General features: G+C 34.5%; 19 protein-coding genes and 1 riboswitch. Of the genes, 10 read left to right on the forward strand and 9 right to left on the reverse strand.

The features are described from left to right. The coding region (locus ACFFU9_RS02170) for a transposase (RefSeq protein WP_379859724.1) at positions 1–338 on the forward strand (338 nt) is incomplete at its 5' end. A gap of 42 nt (positions 339–380) precedes the next feature. Here ACFFU9_RS02170 and ACFFU9_RS02175 read toward each other — a convergent pair. Continuing rightward, positions 381–1,103 (reverse strand): tetratricopeptide repeat protein, encoded by a 723-nt coding sequence (locus tag ACFFU9_RS02175; RefSeq protein WP_379859725.1) that lies wholly within the window; start codon positions 1,101–1,103, stop codon positions 381–383. Positions 1,104–1,184: 81 nt separating this feature from the next. Between ACFFU9_RS02175 and ACFFU9_RS02180 the strand changes: the two genes are divergently transcribed. Continuing rightward, entirely contained in the window at positions 1,185–1,319 is a 135-nt protein-coding gene (locus ACFFU9_RS02180) for a 30S ribosomal protein THX (RefSeq protein WP_379859726.1), read from the forward strand. 85 nt (positions 1,320–1,404) lie between these two features. Here the strand turns inward: ACFFU9_RS02180 and yaaA are convergent, their stop codons facing one another. From yaaA to ACFFU9_RS02220, 8 genes are all read right to left on the reverse strand, one after another. Further along, positions 1,405–2,163: a peroxide stress protein YaaA gene (yaaA, locus tag ACFFU9_RS02185; protein WP_379859727.1), complete on the reverse strand. Its 759-nt coding sequence runs from the start codon at positions 2,161–2,163 to the stop codon at positions 1,405–1,407. Positions 2,164–2,346: 183 nt separating this feature from the next. Then, the gene (locus tag ACFFU9_RS02190; protein ID WP_379859728.1) at positions 2,347–2,892 is read right to left on the reverse strand and encodes an acyl-CoA thioesterase; all 546 of its coding nucleotides are present in this window, start codon (positions 2,890–2,892) and stop codon (positions 2,347–2,349) included. Between the two features lie 8 nt (positions 2,893–2,900). Beyond that, entirely contained in the window at positions 2,901–3,605 is a 705-nt protein-coding gene (locus ACFFU9_RS02195; protein WP_379859729.1) for a DUF3307 domain-containing protein, read from the reverse strand. Beyond that, positions 3,602–4,228, reverse strand: a complete 627-nt coding sequence (locus tag ACFFU9_RS02200) for a transcriptional regulator (RefSeq protein WP_379859730.1) — start codon at positions 4,226–4,228, stop codon at positions 3,602–3,604. Before ACFFU9_RS02200 ends, ACFFU9_RS02195 begins: the two co-directional genes overlap by 4 nt. Before the next feature lie 88 nt (positions 4,229–4,316). Further along, the gene (locus tag ACFFU9_RS02205) at positions 4,317–5,699 is read right to left on the reverse strand and encodes a DNA recombination protein RmuC (RefSeq protein ID WP_379859731.1); all 1,383 of its coding nucleotides are present in this window, start codon (positions 5,697–5,699) and stop codon (positions 4,317–4,319) included. Positions 5,700–5,895: 196 nt separating this feature from the next. Beyond that, positions 5,896–6,690 (reverse strand): ABC transporter ATP-binding protein, encoded by a 795-nt coding sequence (locus ACFFU9_RS02210; protein WP_379859732.1) that lies wholly within the window; start codon positions 6,688–6,690, stop codon positions 5,896–5,898. Positions 6,691–6,714: 24 nt separating this feature from the next. Further along, positions 6,715–7,743, reverse strand: a complete 1,029-nt coding sequence (locus ACFFU9_RS02215) for a FecCD family ABC transporter permease (protein ID WP_379859733.1) — start codon at positions 7,741–7,743, stop codon at positions 6,715–6,717. A 1-nt stretch (position 7,744) separates the two neighbouring features. Continuing rightward, positions 7,745–8,887 carry an ABC transporter substrate-binding protein gene (locus ACFFU9_RS02220; protein ID WP_379859734.1) on the reverse strand — a complete coding sequence of 381 codons (1,143 nt, stop codon included), beginning with the start codon at positions 8,885–8,887 and terminating at the stop codon, positions 7,745–7,747. A gap of 408 nt (positions 8,888–9,295) precedes the next feature. Beyond that, a riboswitch (cobalamin riboswitch) is annotated at positions 9,296–9,562 on the forward strand. A 225-nt stretch (positions 9,563–9,787) separates the two neighbouring features. Here ACFFU9_RS02220 and ACFFU9_RS02225 point away from each other — a divergent pair. The 8 genes from ACFFU9_RS02225 (at position 9,788) to dnaX (ending at position 18,451) form a co-directional block, all read left to right on the forward strand. After that, on the forward strand, positions 9,788–10,849 hold the full coding sequence (locus tag ACFFU9_RS02225) for a YncE family protein (RefSeq protein ID WP_379859735.1): 1,062 nt from the start codon (positions 9,788–9,790) through the stop codon (positions 10,847–10,849). Between the two features lie 359 nt (positions 10,850–11,208). After that, the gene (locus ACFFU9_RS02230; RefSeq protein ID WP_379859736.1) at positions 11,209–12,123 is read left to right on the forward strand and encodes a geranylgeranylglycerol-phosphate geranylgeranyltransferase; all 915 of its coding nucleotides are present in this window, start codon (positions 11,209–11,211) and stop codon (positions 12,121–12,123) included. A 58-nt stretch (positions 12,124–12,181) separates the two neighbouring features. Then, positions 12,182–12,775, forward strand: coding sequence for a Maf family nucleotide pyrophosphatase (locus ACFFU9_RS02235; RefSeq protein ID WP_379859737.1), 594 nt, complete (start codon positions 12,182–12,184; stop codon positions 12,773–12,775). 17 nt (positions 12,776–12,792) lie between these two features. Continuing rightward, positions 12,793–13,752: a septum formation inhibitor Maf gene (locus tag ACFFU9_RS02240; RefSeq protein ID WP_379859738.1), complete on the forward strand. Its 960-nt coding sequence runs from the start codon at positions 12,793–12,795 to the stop codon at positions 13,750–13,752. A gap of 49 nt (positions 13,753–13,801) precedes the next feature. Continuing rightward, on the forward strand, positions 13,802–14,341 hold the full coding sequence (locus ACFFU9_RS02245) for a mechanosensitive ion channel domain-containing protein (RefSeq protein WP_379859739.1): 540 nt from the start codon (positions 13,802–13,804) through the stop codon (positions 14,339–14,341). A gap of 32 nt (positions 14,342–14,373) precedes the next feature. After that, positions 14,374–15,453 carry a magnesium/cobalt transporter CorA gene (gene corA / locus ACFFU9_RS02250; protein ID WP_379859740.1) on the forward strand — a complete coding sequence of 360 codons (1,080 nt, stop codon included), beginning with the start codon at positions 14,374–14,376 and terminating at the stop codon, positions 15,451–15,453. A gap of 167 nt (positions 15,454–15,620) precedes the next feature. Then, positions 15,621–16,535 carry a WD40 repeat domain-containing protein gene (locus ACFFU9_RS02255; RefSeq protein ID WP_379859741.1) on the forward strand — a complete coding sequence of 305 codons (915 nt, stop codon included), beginning with the start codon at positions 15,621–15,623 and terminating at the stop codon, positions 16,533–16,535. 185 nt (positions 16,536–16,720) lie between these two features. Next, positions 16,721–18,451, forward strand: a complete 1,731-nt coding sequence (gene dnaX, locus ACFFU9_RS02260) for a DNA polymerase III subunit gamma/tau (protein WP_379859742.1) — start codon at positions 16,721–16,723, stop codon at positions 18,449–18,451. Positions 18,452–18,495 lie beyond the last annotated feature (44 nt).

Here is an 18,495-nt window from a genome sequence, read left to right on the forward strand (position 1 = left end):
CGGCAACACTCGAAAAAGCTAATATAAAAGTGGAAGGCCTATTTCTGAACGCAGATGCAGGGTTTGACTCAAAAGATTTTAGAAACTCTTGTGAGAAAAAGGGTGTCCATGCCAATGTGTGTTTCAACAAGCGCAATGGGAATACCGATAAGAACGAATATTTTGACCAAGAATTATATAAAGAAAGATATGCAATTGAACGGACAAACGCTTGGATGGACAGTTATCGTTCACTACTAAATAGATTTGACACAACCATTGCAAGTTGGTTGGGTTTCAACTATCTATCATTTATGGCAATATTCCTAAAGAAAATAAAAAGCAAAAAGTTTAAATGACTTCAAATAAAACAAGGCATGGAAAAAACAAAAATAAGTATATTAAAACTCCTGCTTGAGCGCTTCCACCTCAGCAATTATAGCACGGTTACGTTTTTTATTTTCTTTGGTCATATATTGCGATTCTATATAAATTTCATCAATAATTTCTTTAGCCTCTTCCTTTTTATCCCTTTTCAATAAAAATTTTGCTAAGATTACACGTTCTTCATAAAAAGAATACCGCTCATCAATTTGTTTTAAGTGCTTTTCTGCCTCGTCCAAATCTCCTAATTTCTCATAAGCCAATCCGCATAAAAACTCTGTTCTTGTTTTTTTAAATTCCGGAAGTGTTTCTATTTTCATAGCATATACAATAAGCTCTTCATAATTTTCAGATTTATAAAGTGCTTCTATAAGCTGTTTGATAACAAAAACATCGTTTTGAATATCATCTTCCAATGCCTTTTTATAATGTACAATAGCTTTTTGATACTCTTTAGCCGCCAAATAGGCATCGGCCAAGTTCACGCGATTTTGGAAGGTTTCAGAAAATTCTAAACGTTTTTCTAAATCCTTAATTTTTTTAGCGGGATGAATTATAGAAACAATATCGTCCTGTAGTTTTTCTGTATTACGTTTACTATATACTTGGGTAATTAAATAAATAGCACATCCTATTGCTGGTATAAATAAAATGATAAAAATCCAATAATATGGGTTTCTGTTTTTAATCAAATGATAAATACAATAGACTTGTAATGCAATGACGATATAATAAAACATACGTTAAATTTATTTTAAATATGCGAATTTACTAAAGAATAGGATAAAGATTTCTTATATTATTCTTAAATTTAATAAACTATGGGAAAAGGTGATAAAAAAACAAAACGAGGAAAAATTAACCGGGGTACTTTTGGCACACGCAGACCTCGAATTAAAAAAAGACGTTCTATTGAAAACAAGATTGCAATCGATAACAAAGCACAACCTAAATAAGATTTAAATTAATCTTACCCTCGTCATTTATTATTCATCATCCCTGTGTTTGTTGTTTTTCAACAAGCATAGGGATGATGCTTTTTTATCTGGTAAACACTAAATCTGTGTCTGTAGACATAGCGTCGCTAAAGCCATATTCTCCATAATTAAAGCCTTTTAAATCGTCAATCGTTTTAGCGTTATGATCTATAATATAACGCGCCATCATGCCACGCGCTTCTTTAGCATAAAATGAAATGATTTTATATTCGCCATTCTTTAAGTCCTTAAAATGAGCTGTTATTACAGGTACTTTTAAGGCTTTTGTATCAATGGCCTTAAAGTATTCGTTACTGGCCAAGTTTAGAAACAGCTCGTCGCTGGCAAGCGATTCATTAAGCGCGTTTGTGATGGTACCTCTCCAAAACTCATACAGATTTTTAGTCTTACCAACTGGCAGTTTTGTTCCCATTTCCAACCGGTAAGCTTGTATTAAATCCAATGGTTTTAAAACCCCATATAAGCCCGACAGAATGCGGACCGTATTTTGTGCGGTTTCGATTTTATCTTGTGGAATGCTATACGCATCTAAGCCCTTATACACCCCCCCATTAAAGGCATACATGGCCTGTCTGGCATTCGCTTTTGTAAATGGTAATACCCAAGAGTGGTTGCGCTCATAATTTAGTTGCCCCAAGGCATCTGACATGTTCATGAGTTTTGACAACTCTTTCGCAGATTTCCCTTTTAGTACACCGTTCAAGGTACTGGAGTTTTTTAAAAACTGAGCTTCAGTAGCTTCATGAGTTGGTAATTTACTTTCAAAATCTAAAGATTTCGCAGGTGATAAAACTAATTTCATAAATGCATTTTTTAAATTTCCACATAACAAAAGAACCCCATAACATAAGATGCTTTTCTTTTACTTCAAAATTACAACTAGTAAATCGTTTTTAAAATCTTAAGCTACAATTATTTGAAATAGGATTATAAATTAAATTGATCATGGTTTTATTGATGGCTCTATTAAAAAGAACCTACTCTTCTATTTTTCAATAAGGCTTATTTTCACATTATGATCCTTCAAGTCATCTAAATGCTCTTCTACTTTAAACTCCGAGGGCTTAAACCTACTTGTTCTGTGTATGGTCTGTTGCAGTCTCGCAACGCTTCTTGCAAACCGACGCACCCCTTGCTCTGTTTCCAATATCAAACCAGGAACAGGTACATTTTTTCCTGTTTCATCTTTAGCGACCATTGTAAAGTATGAAGAATTACAATGTTTTTTCTTTCCGGTCTGGATGTTTTCCGATTCTACACGAACCCCTACCACCATAGACGTTCTTCCTGTAAAATTAATAGATGCTTTAAGCGTTACCAAATCGCCAACATCTATCGGATTTAAAAAATCGACCTTATTTACAGATGCTGTAACACAATAATGCCTAGAATATTTTGAGGCACAAGCAAAAGCTATCTGATCCATCAAGTTCAAAATAAATCCCCCATGGATTTTACCACTAAAATTGGAATGTGATGGCAACATAAGCTGTGTTATGGTTACTTGAGATTCTTTAGCTGATTTAAACATATTATTTTTTAAATTATTGAATTATAAATGATTCCTGTTACGATGGCAATACCAAAACTAATTAATGTGCCTATAAGGATATATTCGGTAAGCTGCCTGTGTTTCGACTCTTTTAAGTCGCCAAACCTAAAAACAGATTTTGCCGTAATTAAAAACCCTACCGCTTCCCAATGCCCCATAATGATAAAAACAAAAACCAATATACGCTCCAAGATGCCTATATATTTCCCTGCATCTTCAAGGGATTCGTTGTTTTTAGTCAGTTCTGAAATATTCCATTTTAAAAAAATGATTTTCATTAGTATGGCTACCGGAATTGTTAAAAACAATAAGCATACCATTAACAACAAGTGCTTCTCTGTAACCAAATTAGCAAAATGAAACGAATGCCCAGAGTATACGACATAACAAATACCAATAACCAATATATGGAGCAGTTGATCTATAAAGAAAAGAGTACGTGTGTTTTTTGGGGTTTGAACCAAAAGCTTTACGGCATCTATTAGAAAATGTGAAACTCCAATAATTATAATAATGGGCCACCGTGTTATATCCCAAAGCAAAATAGCTGTTAATAATATATGAATGAGCACATGACCATACAATGCTACTGAACTCAATTTCCTAGCTTCTTTATCCTTAACCCACTTTTGAGGCTGAAGAAAAAAATCACCTATAATATGCGACAATAAAAGTTTTATCAAAAGAATCATAACAGGCTTATTTTTTGTCTATACAACTGGTCCAACTCTAGTATTTCTTCTAAATGTGCTCGTTTTTGACGCGTGCTTATCGCATTTTGGTTAATACCTATTTTAGCGCCTAACTCACTTTGCAAAGCATTGGGGTTTTCTATAGAGAGTTTAATCATCTCGGCAGAATTAACCGTCCAATGATCCATAAAAACAAGTGCTAGCTTAAAATATAGATTAAGCATTTCATCCAAGGCTTTATTTGTTGTTTTAATACGTAAATTCAATTTTTCTTTTTTTATAGCTTCTAGAGTTTCTCCAGAAAAAACATATGCATCCCCCATAGATTCTGCCACACTATTGGCTCTATATGTTTTAGCTCCAAATCCAATGGCCATACGCACATCTAGTCCTTTAATGGTTCTAATGCACGCTTTTATGTACACAGCAGCTTTAAAACTGTCTTGATACGCTTCCAATTCTATTTGAAAACTATCCCCACGGTAAATGTCCCACTGGGATTTATCGGGCTTTAAAAAAGTTAATGCTTTTTTAAGCACATCGAGCCATACCTCAGGGCTTTCTTGAGATCTAGAGTTTATAATATCGCCTGTTATGACACTTGTTAGCATTGCATTACACATATATCACGCTTTAAAATGATAAACAAATATATCACATATTTAAGTGATAATAAAACATATCATGCTTTTATGTGATAAAAAAACAAAATTAATACCCTTTGGCACGTTTCACAATAGCTTCAGGAAGCGATTTTTTTGCCTTAGCGCCCAATTTTTTTATTTTCTCCACACTTGAAACAAGGTTGCCCTTACCATCAACCAATTTATTCATGGCAGCAGAGTAATCACTTTTTGCGGCATCTATTTTTTTACCTACGCCTGTTAAATCACTTACCAAACCTTCAAATTTATCGTAAAGCGCACCTGCCTGTCTTGCAATTTCTATAGCGTTTTGTTGTTGCTTTTCGTTATTCCACATACTATCTACCGTACGAAGCGTTGCTAACAACGTAGAAGGTGTTACAATAACGATATTTTTTTCAAAAGCTTTATTATAAATACTGTTATCTTCATTTACAACAACAGCAAAAGCAGGCTCGATAGGAATAAACATCAACACAAAATCAGGAGACTCCATATCGTAAAGGTCATGATAGTTTTTTTCCGAAAGTTGATCCACGTGCCTTTTAATAGAATTTACATGCGCTTTTAAAAATCTGGGTCTATCTTCATCCTCCGCATTTATAAAACGCTCATAGTCTGTTAAAGATACCTTACTGTCTATAATCATTTTTTTTCCATCGGGAAGACTAAGAACGACATCGGGCAAAACACGAGAACCATCGCTTCTCGTAAAACCTTGCTGCACGAAATACTCTCTATCTTTCTCTAATCCAGATTTTTCCAACACACGCTCTAAAACCAGTTCGCCCCAATTTCCTTGCATTTTGCTATCTCCTTTTAATGCTCGGGTAAGGTTGGTGGTTTCCTTTGTTATTTGTTGATTAAGGTCTTTTAAGCCCAGCAACTGCTCCTTTAAAGCCGAGTGCATACTAATACTCTCCTTTTGTGTTATATCTACCTTATCTTCAAATGTTTTTATTTTATCTTGTAACGGTATTAAAATGTTTTTAATATTTTCCTTGTTCTGAAGGGTGAATTTTTCAGATTTCTCATCCAATATCTTGGTTGCCAATAATTCAAAATCTTTTCTTAATAGTTCCTGCCGTTCTTCTATTTCGGCATCCCGTTTACGACTAAGGTGTTGTAAGTTTTCATATTCCGTATTTCTTCTTGTTAATTCAGAATTTAAAAAATCTTTTTCACGACGAATGTCTTCGCGATCACTTTCAATTTTAGAAATAGTTTCCCTTAAATCTGTTATTTGAGTATTGAACACTTGATACTGTTTTATGTTTTCAGTTTCATGAAACTGTTTCACATCCATGAGTTGTTGATGTAGATTGGCATGGCGCTCTTCTAACATACTTTTTTCGCTTTTACTTTTAAGCTTGGTAAATAGCATGCCCAAATAAGCTCCAATGGCTGCGGAAATTAAAATAGCAAGAATAAGGATAAGACTGTCGTTCATTTTAAAAAAGGATATGTATCAAATATAATTGTTTTAGAGTAGCGTTTGAAATAGAAAGCATCCATTTTTTGATTAACACTAAAAGCTTCGAAGGCATAAAATAAGGAAACAAGATAAAAAACCGCTAAAACTCTATTTATCTATTAAATCGATTTCTTTTAAAGCATCATAATAAAAGTTACAGGATAACGAAAACCTACTTTCTAATACGAAAACGGCCTGTTTCTTTATCAAAGTCAATTAAATCTTTTGGAAATAAAGTGTCGAACACCCCAGATTCAATAAGGCTACAGGGTTGCCCCGACACAACTTTATCAGGTGTCATTACAATTAAAGTATCGCATAATTGAATGGCTAAATCTATTTCGTGCGATGAAAACAAAATCGTTTTATGGGTGTCTTTCGCTAGATTTTGGAGCAATTTCAAAATATATGCTTTATGATACATATCTAAATGTGTAGTAGGCTCATCCAGGATAATGAGGTCGGTATCTTGAGCTAAGGCACGTGCTATCATGGCTTTTTGCAATTGCCCATCACTTAATTCAAAACATTTTTTATGTTTTAAATGCTCCATATGGGTTTGTTGTAATGCTTTAGCAATAATGGTTAAATCGTTTTCCGATAAGCTTCCTACCCAATTGGTATAAGGTTGGCGCCCCAAGGCCACCAATTCGAAAACAGATAGGTTTTTTGAGGCAATTTGCTCGGTTAACACCAAACTCATCACTTTTGCCAAATCAATATCCGAATATTTAGAAATGCTTTTATTATTAATAGAAACATAACCGCCCAATGGTTTTTGCACATTAGTAAGTGTTCTTAAAAGTGTAGACTTACCAATACCGTTAGCTCCTATCAAGCCCACAAGCTCCCCTTTTTTTAGTTGAATATGGATGTTTAAAGCCACAACAGTTTTTGCTTTTTTTGAAGCATATCCAATGTCAAGCTTTTCTGTTATCAAAATAAAATCTTGGTTTTCTTTTTCCACGTAATTCTATTGTCTTTTCTAAAATTAAAACATCATTTTTCGTTTTCTAACCAACAGCCAAATCACTATAGGGGCACCAACCAAAGATGTTATAGCATTAATGGGCAAGGTATAATCGCTATTTGGAAGTTGCGCAATGCTATCACAGATAAGCATGATGATAGCCCCAAATAAAAACACTGCGGGGAGTAATATTTTATGATTGGATGTATTAAACACCTGCCGGGTAATATGAGGGATTGCTAGTCCTATAAATGCAATTGGACCAGCAAAAGCGGTTATGGTTCCTGCCAATAAACTGGTAGCAGCAATAATAATCAACCGGCTTCTCTTCATGTTAAGTCCGAGGCTTTTCGCATAATTTTCACCAAGCAGAAGGGTATTTAGCATTTTTATAGATGTTAAACTCAATAAAATACCACTTAAAAAAATCACAAATAAAACCCATAATTCATTCCATGAAAGATTCCCTAAGCTACCAAACCCCCAAAACACGTATTGTTGCAGTACTTCTGCCGAACTAAAATAAGAAAGCACACTTACTACAGCAGCTGTTATACTGGCAAACATCAACCCTATAATGAGAATTGCCATAGTATCCCTTACTTTTATTGAAACCATTAAAACAGCTAATAGCACTAAAAAGCTTCCTAAAGTTGCGGCCACTACAAGGCTCCATTTAGAAATTAAAACACCTGCCAATACCCCTCCAAAAAGGGACGCCCCCATAGTGGCCAAAGCGACTCCTAAACTAGCACCAGAAGTAATTCCTAGCACAAAAGGACCTGCAAGAGGGTTTCTAAACAATGTTTGCATCATAAGTCCGGAAACACCCAATCCGGCTCCCACAATAATGGCGGTAAAAGCTTTTGGGAGCCTATAGCCGATAATAATATGGTGCCAAGCCGTATTATCTGAGCTTCCCAAAAGAGCGTTTATCAGTTCGGAATTAGGAATAGAAACAGAACCTAAACTAATGTTTACGAAAAAAAAGACAAGCAAAAGCATGCTTAATATTAGAAAAGAACGGTTATAGGTCGTGTGTCTGTCCAATTTATTTTAGATTCTGAAAAAAATAAGGCGTATAATCCTCTAATAGGCCTGGGTGCGCGATATAGATCATGTCCTTTAAAATAATATCGGGTCTTAAAGGGCCTAATTCATAATAGAGCAGCCCTCCTTTTGGCCCTATCTGTTTGGTGTAACCATATATTTTATTGTTCTTAAAAGCGTCAAAATAAGTATATCCTTTATGGCTATCGCTCATTTGTTCTTTATTTTCAAAAGCACCAGCCCCAATCCAAAATTGTGCATGTTGCGCTTTTTGCAGAACATTTTCAAAATTTAATTGCAAACTTCCCGTCGCTTGGTTGTTTTTCCAAATATATTCTGTGTTGGCATCTTCTAAATATTTCGCCATAAAGCTTTTGCCTCCAGGCACATTCCACACATCTTTAAACATCGATCCAGAGAAAACAACAGGCTTTTCCTTTGCACTTAAAGCGGTTTCTTTTGCGTTTAGGTAATCTGTCTCAATAGTGCTAAATATTTTATTTGCTATTTCACTTTTATCAAAAAATGCCGCAATAAACTTTATCCATTCGGCTCTTCCTAAAGGGTGCTGTTCTGTCCACCCGCCATCTAAAACTACAGGAATTCCAAATTTCTCAATTTGATCAAGCGTTTTATTATTACCATTTACAGAAAACCCAATAACCAGTTCGGGCTGTAGTTCCAAGAGCAATTCCATATTAAGATCCAACTCATGGTTTAAATCTTTTATTTTACCGTTTTCTATATGAGCCCTTGTTTTTTCGGAAGAAATAAAATCGGTATTAGGGAACCCAATCAGTTTCTCATCAAGGTTTAAATATTCTAATGCTGGAATGTTAGTAGTAGACATCACCACGACGCGTTCAACAGGTATTTCAATAACCACATCCTTCTCGTTAAGTACCGGCATCTTTTGCCCCTTTTTTACCAAAAGATATCGAAAGGATTTATTGCTATTGGGCCAAGCCGAATTTACAATAATCTCTTTATGCGTTTCAAATTCATTTACAGAAAAACTCTTAGCATATTTTATGGTTTCAGAATCGTTTTTTTTTTCTATCGGAACACGTACATCCGGGCTCTTTTTATCCTTACATGAAGCAAAGAAAAACAAAATACTACACAACAAAACTAAAATACGCATGAGTCTGAATTAAAAATCAAAGGTCTTTAATTTTTTTGTAATACCGTACACTTAGAATTACTTTTGAGGATTTTTAAAGAATTGATCATTCCATACGCACTTAACAAAGCAATAAGTTTGCTGTTTTGCTCCTTATAAAATAGCGAAATTAGGACATAACAGTCTTATAATATTACACATAAATTGGATAGTCCGCACACATAGCATCCTGAAGCTCTTTATATTTAAAAACTTTAACAGCGCCCCTTTTTAAGGACAAATTCAATAAATACTATAGTAAAAACGGGGTTCTCATAATTATGGTTTTCAAGCTTGATAGTATAACCTTATAAAAGTGACGTTTCAAACAGCCTTGTACTTTTTAAAAATATCTTTAACAAAACAGTTTTAAATCTAAAAATAGATCATACATTTGCATCGAAATTTGGTTCTATTCAGTTTTTTTTTACTGAAAGATTAAAAGGGAATCAAGTGCGTAGCTTTATGTTTTAAATTTTAAATCATCATCAGGCTACAACTCTTGAACTGTTCCCGCAACTGTAAGTTCATGCTGAATTCGTTTTTTCAGCATCTCGTAAAGAGGATGTTATTAACTTCAACACCACTGGCCAAACACCGGGAAGGTAAAATAAACATAGAACAAGTCAGGAGACCTGCCATTTTCATCATCTAATACGGCTTTCGGGAGAAAAGCCATCAAGATTTATGAAAAAAAACAATATTCATCTCGTATTTACAAGCGTTTTCCTAAATGTTGTCACCTATCCAAAGGGCATCAAGTGCCCTATGTTGCTTTAATTTTTAAACCTTAAGGTTGAGGGGCTACAATTTGTATTACGGAAATTTGTTTTAACACTTCAAAAAAAAAATCAAACATAACCCATTATAAAACTTTTAATTATGAAAATGAATAAATTTACCTTATTAGCTTTAACCATAGGATTGGTTTTTACGTCTTGTACTAGTGACGACAATCCTGCAGATGAGATTAAAGGAGATTATGAAAATGGAATACTCATTTCACATGAAGGCAGTTTCAATAAACCAAATGCTTCAGTATCGTTTATATCATATGATTATTCTGTTCTAGAAAATACTATTTTTAATAATGTAAATTCAACATTATTAGGAGATACGGCACAAAGTATAGCGTTTCTAGATAATTTAGCCTATATCGTTGTAAACGGATCACAAAAAATTGAAGTGGTAAACCGTTATTCTTTTAAATCTATTGCAACTATAAACACCGGCCTAACTAACCCTAGATACATGACATTTGCCAATGGAAAAGGATATGTAACAGACTGGGGACATGGAGATGATGCCGATGACGATGTGGTGGCTATTATAAATCTTTCTACAAATACTATAGAAAGCTCCATTACTGTTGGAGAAGGACCAGAACAAATTATAGCTAAAGACGATAAGTTATATGTTTCTCATAAAGGTGGATGGTCCACAAATAATATAATTTCTGTAATTAATACCACATCAAATGAGGTAGATACTATTGAGGTTGATGATATTCCTGATAACATGCTATTTAACGACGCTGGCAACTTAGTCGTTTTATGTCAAGGCTCTAACCAATACTGGTTAAGTCCGGTTATTGAGACGCCTGGTTCCATAATTAAAATTAACACGTCTAACCATTCTATTATTTCAACTTTTAGTTTTGCCGATGGTTTACATCCCGATTTAATGGCTTATAGTAATGGCAAATTATATTACCAAGTATCTAATGCTATATATAGTATGTCGGATAATTCTACTGCCTTGCCTACAGAAAGCATTATCAATGATTCATTTTATGGAATGGCCGTTAAAAATAATACACTTTATGGTTTGAAAACGGATTTTAATGCAGAAACTGGTGAGATATCCATTTACGACTTATCAACAAACACATTAAAAACAACCAAAAACTTAAAGGTAGGAGCTTCTAAAATATATTTCAATTAAGGCATTTCAAAAAAACTTAATTCTATAAAAAAAACCTCTAGATGGAGGTTTTTTTTTATAGAATTAAATCGCAATACCAAACACCATATTGGTTATTTCCGCAAATAGACGCATCTGTTTTGGGTAAGTTATATTCTCGATACACTTTCTTACCAATACTAAACTTAATAACTAGCAAATAAGTTTTTCTTCTTTATATGCTATAAAATCTAGTAATACCAGTCCATAAAAACATATTAGTAAAAGTGTTATTTACAGAATTAACATTTAAAATTTTAATAGATTTATAACTTTGCGTAAAAACCATACTTTTATAAAAAAAACCAAGAGAGCAATCCATAACCTATAATACTTTTTTTTTGTATCTACTAAACCTTATACGCTGGAAAAACCTTTTAATGATTGCTCTTGTGCAGTTATTAATAAAATATGCCTTACTAGAGCCTTATGGCGCACAAACGCGTTTAGATGGCCTAGGAATTTCACTTTTAATTTTAGCTTGCATTTGCATTGCCGCAGCAGGAAATATTATCAACGATATCTATGATGTTGAAACCGATTTTATAAACAAACCTAAAAGATTAATTGTTGGCACATTCATTTCAGAAAAAACAGCTTACAACCTATTTATTGCATTTAATATTATGGGTGTTGGCATTGGTTTTTACGTATCGCATTTAGTGGATAAAAGTGCTTTCTTTTCTATGTTTGTCATCACTTCTGCCTTACTTTATATCTATGCTTCTTATTTAAAACGCATACTTTTAATAGGAAATATTGTAATTTCATTATTAGTGGCCTTAAGTATTGTAATGGTTGGTGTTTTTGAGCTACTTCCCGATATAAACCACCACAACCAAAACACGCAATTGGCTTTTTTTAAAATCATTTTCAATTATGCTCTATTTGCTTTTATGATAAATATGCTTCGCGAAATTGCCAAAGACCTAGAAGATATTAATGGCGATTACAAAGCAGGTATGAACACATTGCCCATTGCTATTGGCAGAAAAAGAACGAACCATGTACTTATTGCACTCATGTTCATTTCTATAATAATCCTTATTTATTATGTAACAGAAGTTTTGTACAAACAGCTTATTCTGGTGGGATATTTTTTAATATTTTGTGTGGGGCCATTACTTTTTATACTCCTAAAAACTTTTAATGCCAAAACTAAAAAAGATTATCATAGTATTAGTAACGGTCTTAAAATAATAATGCTTTTCGGAATGTTATCTTTATCCCTTTATTTGGTTATCTTAAGAGCCTGAAAAGCACGACAAGAAACCGAGGTGCAATAACAAAGAACAGGCAATAAACACTAAGACCATGCTACACGAAAAACTTAAAAACCATCATATTATTTTAGCATCAGCCTCTCCCAGAAGACAGGCTTTTTTTAAAGAATTAGGTCTAGATTTTGAAATTCAGCTAAAACCTGTTAAAGAAGAATACCCTCCACGTCTCACACATTTCGAAATTAGTGATTATTTAGCACAATTAAAGGCACTGCCTTTTAAAGCGGCATTAAAACCGAAAGATATTTTAATAACAAGCGACACCATCGTATGGCACAACCATACCGCTTTAGGCAAACCGAGAGATGCCAATGAAGCTTTTCAAATTTTAAAATCTTTGAGCAATACTACGCACGACGTGATTACTTCTGTTTGCTTTACCAGCCTCAATTATGAAAAGACCTTACATAATATTACAACTGTTACCTTTAAAGCACTTACAGATAACGAAATCCACTATTATATAAATACCGCTAAGCCTTTTGATAAAGCGGGTGCTTATGGCATACAGGAATGGATTGGGCAAATTGGAGTTACCAAAATAGAAGGCTCGTATTTTAATGTAATGGGACTGCCCACACATCTTGTTTACAAAACGTTAAATGATATGGCAAATGTTTTATAAAATTGTAACTTTAGGCTATGGATATCCTCTACACTTTTAAAAAAAACATCAAAACAAAGCTTATGCTTTGGGCCATTCTTGGGTTTTCGTTCTTTATAGTGTCTTGTAATAACGATGTCAAACCAAAAGAAGTAGCCCCTAATTCCCAAATGCATAATACTACCAAAAACATTGATCTGCAGCAGCTTTCGCAAGCCTTTAAAACATATTGGTACGCCGGCGAGGCCGAAATATCATCTTACACTTTAGAGCAAGCCCGTTATGGTGAAATAAGAAACGGTAAAGCTGTTTTAATTTATGTTACCGAAGATTTTCTTCCCGATGCCCAAGTTAAAGCTGATACTAAAAAAGCCCATACGGTGTCTGTTTTAAAACTGAATGCGACTAAAAACTTCAATACGGGCATTTATCCCTATAGCATTATGCAGAGTACCTTTTTCCCTGTATCAAACCAGCAACACGCTATAAAAGTATCCAGTTCTATTCAAGAATGGTGTGGCCATGTGTATGTTCAACTTAACAATAAAGAAGATTTTGAAATCACCTCACACTCCTACTTTGAAGGGGAAGGCGACGAGAATTTTAAACTCGATAAAGCTATTTTAGAAAACGAATTATGGACCCAATTGCGCATAGATCCCAAAACATTGCCAACAGGTCTAATAGAACTTGTTCCGGCTTTAGAATACACACGCTTGCATCATGTCCCTATAAAAGCATTTAAAGCACACGCAACATTAAAAAATGGTGTTTATTCTATCTCGTATCCAGAATTAGACAGAACACTTAGCATTCATTTTAACCCTAAATTCCCTTACCATATTTTAAGTTGGGAAGAAAGCTTTAAAAGCGGTTTTGGTAAAGATACAAAAATACTCACCACAAAAGCTACAAGGCTAAACACCATAAAATCTGCCTATTGGGGTAAAAAAAGCAACAAGGACGAAACATTAAGAGAATCGCTTGAATTAAATTAAAAGCATGTCATTTTGTAACGTATCTTTGCAGGATATTAAATTTCAGTTTATGTTATTCCAATTTTTCAAATCCTTCGAAAGTGAATTTATAGCCACTGCTATTTTAATAGTTTCGATGCTTATTATACGATTTGTCACCAATTTTACCATCACGAAAGTAGCTAGGCAACGAGATATTAATGAAGCCAGAACCCGTCTTATCCGAAGATATGTTACGGTTACCTTATTTATAATTGCCCTGCTTATTGAAGCCTTTGTTTTTGGTGCAGAAATGAAAGAAGTGGCCGTTTTATTCTCCTCTATTTTTGCCATTATCGGTATTGGTCTTTTTGCTATCTGGTCCATTTTAAGCAATATCACTTCGGGTATCATTATGTTTTTTAATTTCCCTTATAAAGTAGGCGACAAAATTGAAATTCATGATAAAGATTTCCCTATCCGTGGTATAATTGAAGATATTAGGGCCTTTCAGCTTCATTTACGTTTAGATAATGGCGATTTGGTTACCTACCCCAATAATTTAATGTTACAGAAAGCCGTAACGCTTGTGGAAAAAGACGCTATTGAATATGAAGCCGATTATGAATAAAACCCTATATTTATAACAAGTAAGTTATAAGCATGGCCAAGAGCAAGAAAAAAACCAGAACCACCAAATACAAGAAAAAACTAGGTGCAGCACCAGGATCTATAATTTATACGGGCGATAAGCAATCCCAAAAATTGTTTATAGAGTCTTTCGATTATAACACGGTGTCTTTTGAAGAAAAACAATTTCAAAACATTCAAGATACCTTTCAGTATAAATCCACAGACTCAATAACGTGGATTAATGTTAATGGCCTTAACCATGTAGAGGCTATTGAGACTATAGGTACCCATTACAACCTCCATCCACTAACCCTTGAAGACATTGTAAACACCTCTCAACGAGCAAAACTTGAGGAGTATGACGATTATATATTTGTAGTTCTAAAAATGCTCTATTACGATGCAGACGAAACCATTATATCCGAACAAGTAAGTTTTGTGGTGGGCGAAAATTACGTTATCACTTTTCAAGAATCCGATGGCGATGTTTTCGACGGTGTAAGAGAACGGATTCGCCATGGCAAAGGACGCATAAGAACCATGGGCGCCGACTATTTACTTTACGCTCTTATAGATGCTGTTACCGATAATTATTTTATAATTATTGAAACCATGGGCAATAAAATTGAAGATCTGGAAGACAACCTCTTTAATGGCATTTCCAAAGATCAAATCAGTATCGAAATCCAAAACCTTAAACGGGAAGTTTTAAAAGTAAGACGCAATATTTTCCCCTTAAGAGAGATTATCAATAAAATTGAGAAAAATGACACCCCGCTAATAAAAGAAAAAACACTTCACTATTTTAGGGATATTTACGACCATACCGTACAAATTTCTGAAAATTTGGAAATATACCGTGAAATGATTTGGGGCCTTATGGATATGTACATGACCTCCATTAGCAATAAAATGAACGAGATCATGAAAGTACTCACCATCATGTCCACCATATTTATACCCTTAACGTTTATTGCCGGTATTTACGGTATGAATTTCGATAACATGCCCGAACTCCATTATAAATATTCTTATTTTATACTTTGGGGCCTAATGATTTTGCTTTTTATAGGCATGCTTATTTACTTTAAACGAAAAAAGTGGCTTTAATACAGGTATTGGGGCGTTACCCCTGCCCTTCGGCTTCGCCAAGGTCATGCGTCGGGCTTTCACTACTCGCTTCCTCCTAACGTCGGCGAGCTCAAACACACCGTTCAATCCCTAACGCAGATTGAGAATTCTGGACAAATTTCCATAAAACAAAACCTTCGATACACATGACACTTCATATAAAAAAAATCGCAAAACTCACAGGCCATAGCGGCGCCATATACGCTTTAGATACCAGCACTGCTAATCATCTTATTTTATCTGGTAGTGGCGATAAGACAATAGCAAAATGGAATTTAAAAACACTACAACCCGAAAAACTTGTCGCTAGTTTTCCTGCCGTTTTATATGCTATTTGCCATATTCCAGAAAAACAATTATTACTGGCAGGAACTTCAACTGGTCAAGTTCACATCTTCGATTTAGAAAAAAACGAAAATATAGAAATTCTAAAAAACCATACTTCCGAAATTTTTGATATTAAATATTCTATTGAAACCAATTGCATTTATACGGCAGGTGGAGACGGTTATTTCGCTGTTTATTCACTTGACACCTTAGCTTTAATTACGATGAAGAAACTATGTGACGAAAAAGTGCGCCATATGGATTTTAATGATACGACCTCTGAAATTGCTGTTGCTTCAGGAGATGGCTACATCCGTATTTTTGATCTAAAAACATTCTTGGAAAAAAGGATTTTCATCGCACATGAACTCTCGGCAAACGTGGCCCGTTACAGTCCTGATGGCAAATCCCTTTTAACAGGAGGCCGAGATGGCCATTTGAACATATGGAGGGTTGGAGATTACGACATGATAACATCCATTTCTGCTCACGAATGGGCAATTTATGATATTGTATTTAACCCAAGTGCCCATTTATTTGCAACGGCCAGTCGAGATAAAACGATAAAACTATGGGATTCGAGAACATTTGAGCTATTAGAAATCATTAATAAAGAAAAATATGATGGCCATCTAAATTCGGTAAATAAATTAATTTGGAGTTCCTATAATGATTATTTGATTTCTGCAGGAGATGACAGAACCATTATAGTATGGGAGATTAAGTCGCTCTAAATCTTTAACAAATTACGGGTCACAGCATAGGGAATAAAATCTACGGCATTTCACAAAAACAACTAGAAACGGAACATTAAGCTCTATTCCTATTTGTTAATAACTAATACTAAATTATACGTTCTAAATTCTATATTCATAATGTAATTTTTAACTTTGTTACTTATTCAATAATTAGGTAGAATTTGGAGCATTTTGTAGTATCGGCGAGAAAGTACAGACCGCAAACGTTTAATGATGTTGTGGGCCAAAAGGCTATTACCAATACTTTGCTGAACGCTATTGAGCGTAACCACTTAGCCCAAGCCTTATTGTTTACAGGCCCTAGAGGTGTTGGCAAAACTACTTGCGCGCGTATTTTAGCCAAAATGATCAATAGCGACGGTACAGAAACTGGCGATGAAGATTTTGCTTTCAATATCTTCGAGCTCGATGCAGCTTCCAATAACTCGGTAGATGACATTAGAAATCTAACCGATCAAGTACGTATTCCTCCCCAAATAGGAAAATACAAGGTATATATTATCGATGAGGTCCATATGCTATCTCAAGCGGCGTTTAATGCTTTTTTAAAAACTCTGGAAGAGCCTCCAAAACACTGTGTATTTATTTTGGCAACCACGGAAAAGCATAAAATTATACCTACTATTTTATCGCGTTGTCAAATTTTCGATTTTAAACGCATAACCGTTAAAGATGCTAAAGCATACTTAAAATACATTGCTGAAGAACAAGGTATTAATGCCGATGATGATGCTTTGCATATTATCGCTCAAAAAGCAGATGGCGCCATGCGTGATGCGCTTTCCATATTTGATCGTGTGGTAAGTTTTTCGGGCAAGGAGTTAACACGTCAAGCGGTTACCGAAAACTTAAATGTACTAGATTACGAAACGTATTTTACAAGTACAGATTTAATTCTGGAAAACAATATCCCAGATTTATTAATTCAGTTTAACAACACCTTATCTAAAGGTTTTGATGGCTATCATTATATTGCAGGTTTAGCAGCGCATTTTAGGGATTTATTAGTTAGCAAAACACCGCAAACCATAGAATTGTTGGAGGTTGGAGAAGATACCAAAAAGAAATATCTGGAACAATCCCAAAAAACTTCTCAAGCCTTTTTGCTTCAGGCCATCCAAATGGCAAATGATGCAGACCTCAAATATAAATCCAGTAAAAACCAACGACTCCTCATCGAGTTATGTCTCATGCAGCTTGCCTCTATCACTTTTGATGGAGAAAAAAAAAATAGCAAACATTACATAATTCCACCTTCATATTTTAAAAACAAGGGCATAACCCCCATTTCTGTTAGTATCCCTAAAAAGGAAGAACAAAAGGAGGCCTCTACAGACATAAAAACAAAAGAACAAGAGAAAACACCAACATCTAACAAAGCACAAGCAAGCCCTGTAAATGAGCCGCCTAAGATTATTTTAAAAAGGGACTCAAAACGCCCCTCAGGCCTTTCTCTAAAGAGTATTCAAGCCAAAAAGGAACATCAAATTAAACAAATGGATGTGGTGGTAGATGAAGAAGATCTTCCTAAAGACCCCTTTACAGAACAAGCACTTATCGAAACTTGGAATGCTTTTATAAGCCTTCTGGAAAAGGAAGGAAAACGAAACTTTGCTTCTATCCTGTCTATCGATACTCCAAAGCTTAAGGGTACGACCATACATTTAGAGTTTCCAACGGAAACCAATAAAATAGAAGTAGAACGCCAACAATATCATTTAATGTCATTTTTAAGAAAAACATTAAATAATTACGATATTGACTTATCTATCACTGTAAATGAAGTGATGGAAAAGAAATATGCGTATTCTACTAAAGAAAAATTTGAAAAGCTAAAAGAAAAAAATCCTAGCATTGAGACTTTAAGAAGAATGTTTGATTTAGAAATTTAAATAAAAAACCACTCGTACTACCAGCCCATAGCACACCTATACAA

The organism is Mariniflexile ostreae (genome assembly GCF_042427585.1).
Classification (GTDB): Bacteria; Bacteroidota; Bacteroidia; order Flavobacteriales; family Flavobacteriaceae; genus Pseudalgibacter; species Pseudalgibacter ostreae.

Coding starts and splice junctions, on each gene's coding strand:
- ACFFU9_RS02175 (WP_379859725.1), bottom strand. CDS start 1,103: ATGTTTTATTATATCGTCATTGCATTACAAGTCTATTGTATTTATCAT.
- ACFFU9_RS02180 (WP_379859726.1), top strand. CDS start 1,185: ATGGGAAAAGGTGATAAAAAAACAAAACGAGGAAAAATTAACCGGGGT.
- yaaA (WP_379859727.1), bottom strand. CDS start 2,163: ATGAAATTAGTTTTATCACCTGCGAAATCTTTAGATTTTGAAAGTAAA.
- ACFFU9_RS02190 (WP_379859728.1), bottom strand. CDS start 2,892: ATGTTTAAATCAGCTAAAGAATCTCAAGTAACCATAACACAGCTTATG.
- ACFFU9_RS02195 (WP_379859729.1), bottom strand. CDS start 3,605: ATGATTCTTTTGATAAAACTTTTATTGTCGCATATTATAGGTGATTTT.
- ACFFU9_RS02200 (WP_379859730.1), bottom strand. CDS start 4,228: ATGTGTAATGCAATGCTAACAAGTGTCATAACAGGCGATATTATAAAC.
- ACFFU9_RS02205 (WP_379859731.1), bottom strand. CDS start 5,699: ATGAACGACAGTCTTATCCTTATTCTTGCTATTTTAATTTCCGCAGCC.
- ACFFU9_RS02220 (WP_379859734.1), bottom strand. CDS start 8,887: ATGCGTATTTTAGTTTTGTTGTGTAGTATTTTGTTTTTCTTTGCTTCA.
- ACFFU9_RS02225 (WP_379859735.1), top strand. CDS start 9,788: ATGAAAATGAATAAATTTACCTTATTAGCTTTAACCATAGGATTGGTT.
- ACFFU9_RS02235 (WP_379859737.1), top strand. CDS start 12,182: ATGCTACACGAAAAACTTAAAAACCATCATATTATTTTAGCATCAGCC.
- ACFFU9_RS02240 (WP_379859738.1), top strand. CDS start 12,793: ATGGATATCCTCTACACTTTTAAAAAAAACATCAAAACAAAGCTTATG.
- ACFFU9_RS02245 (WP_379859739.1), top strand. CDS start 13,802: ATGTTATTCCAATTTTTCAAATCCTTCGAAAGTGAATTTATAGCCACT.
- corA (WP_379859740.1), top strand. CDS start 14,374: ATGGCCAAGAGCAAGAAAAAAACCAGAACCACCAAATACAAGAAAAAA.
- ACFFU9_RS02255 (WP_379859741.1), top strand. CDS start 15,621: ATGACACTTCATATAAAAAAAATCGCAAAACTCACAGGCCATAGCGGC.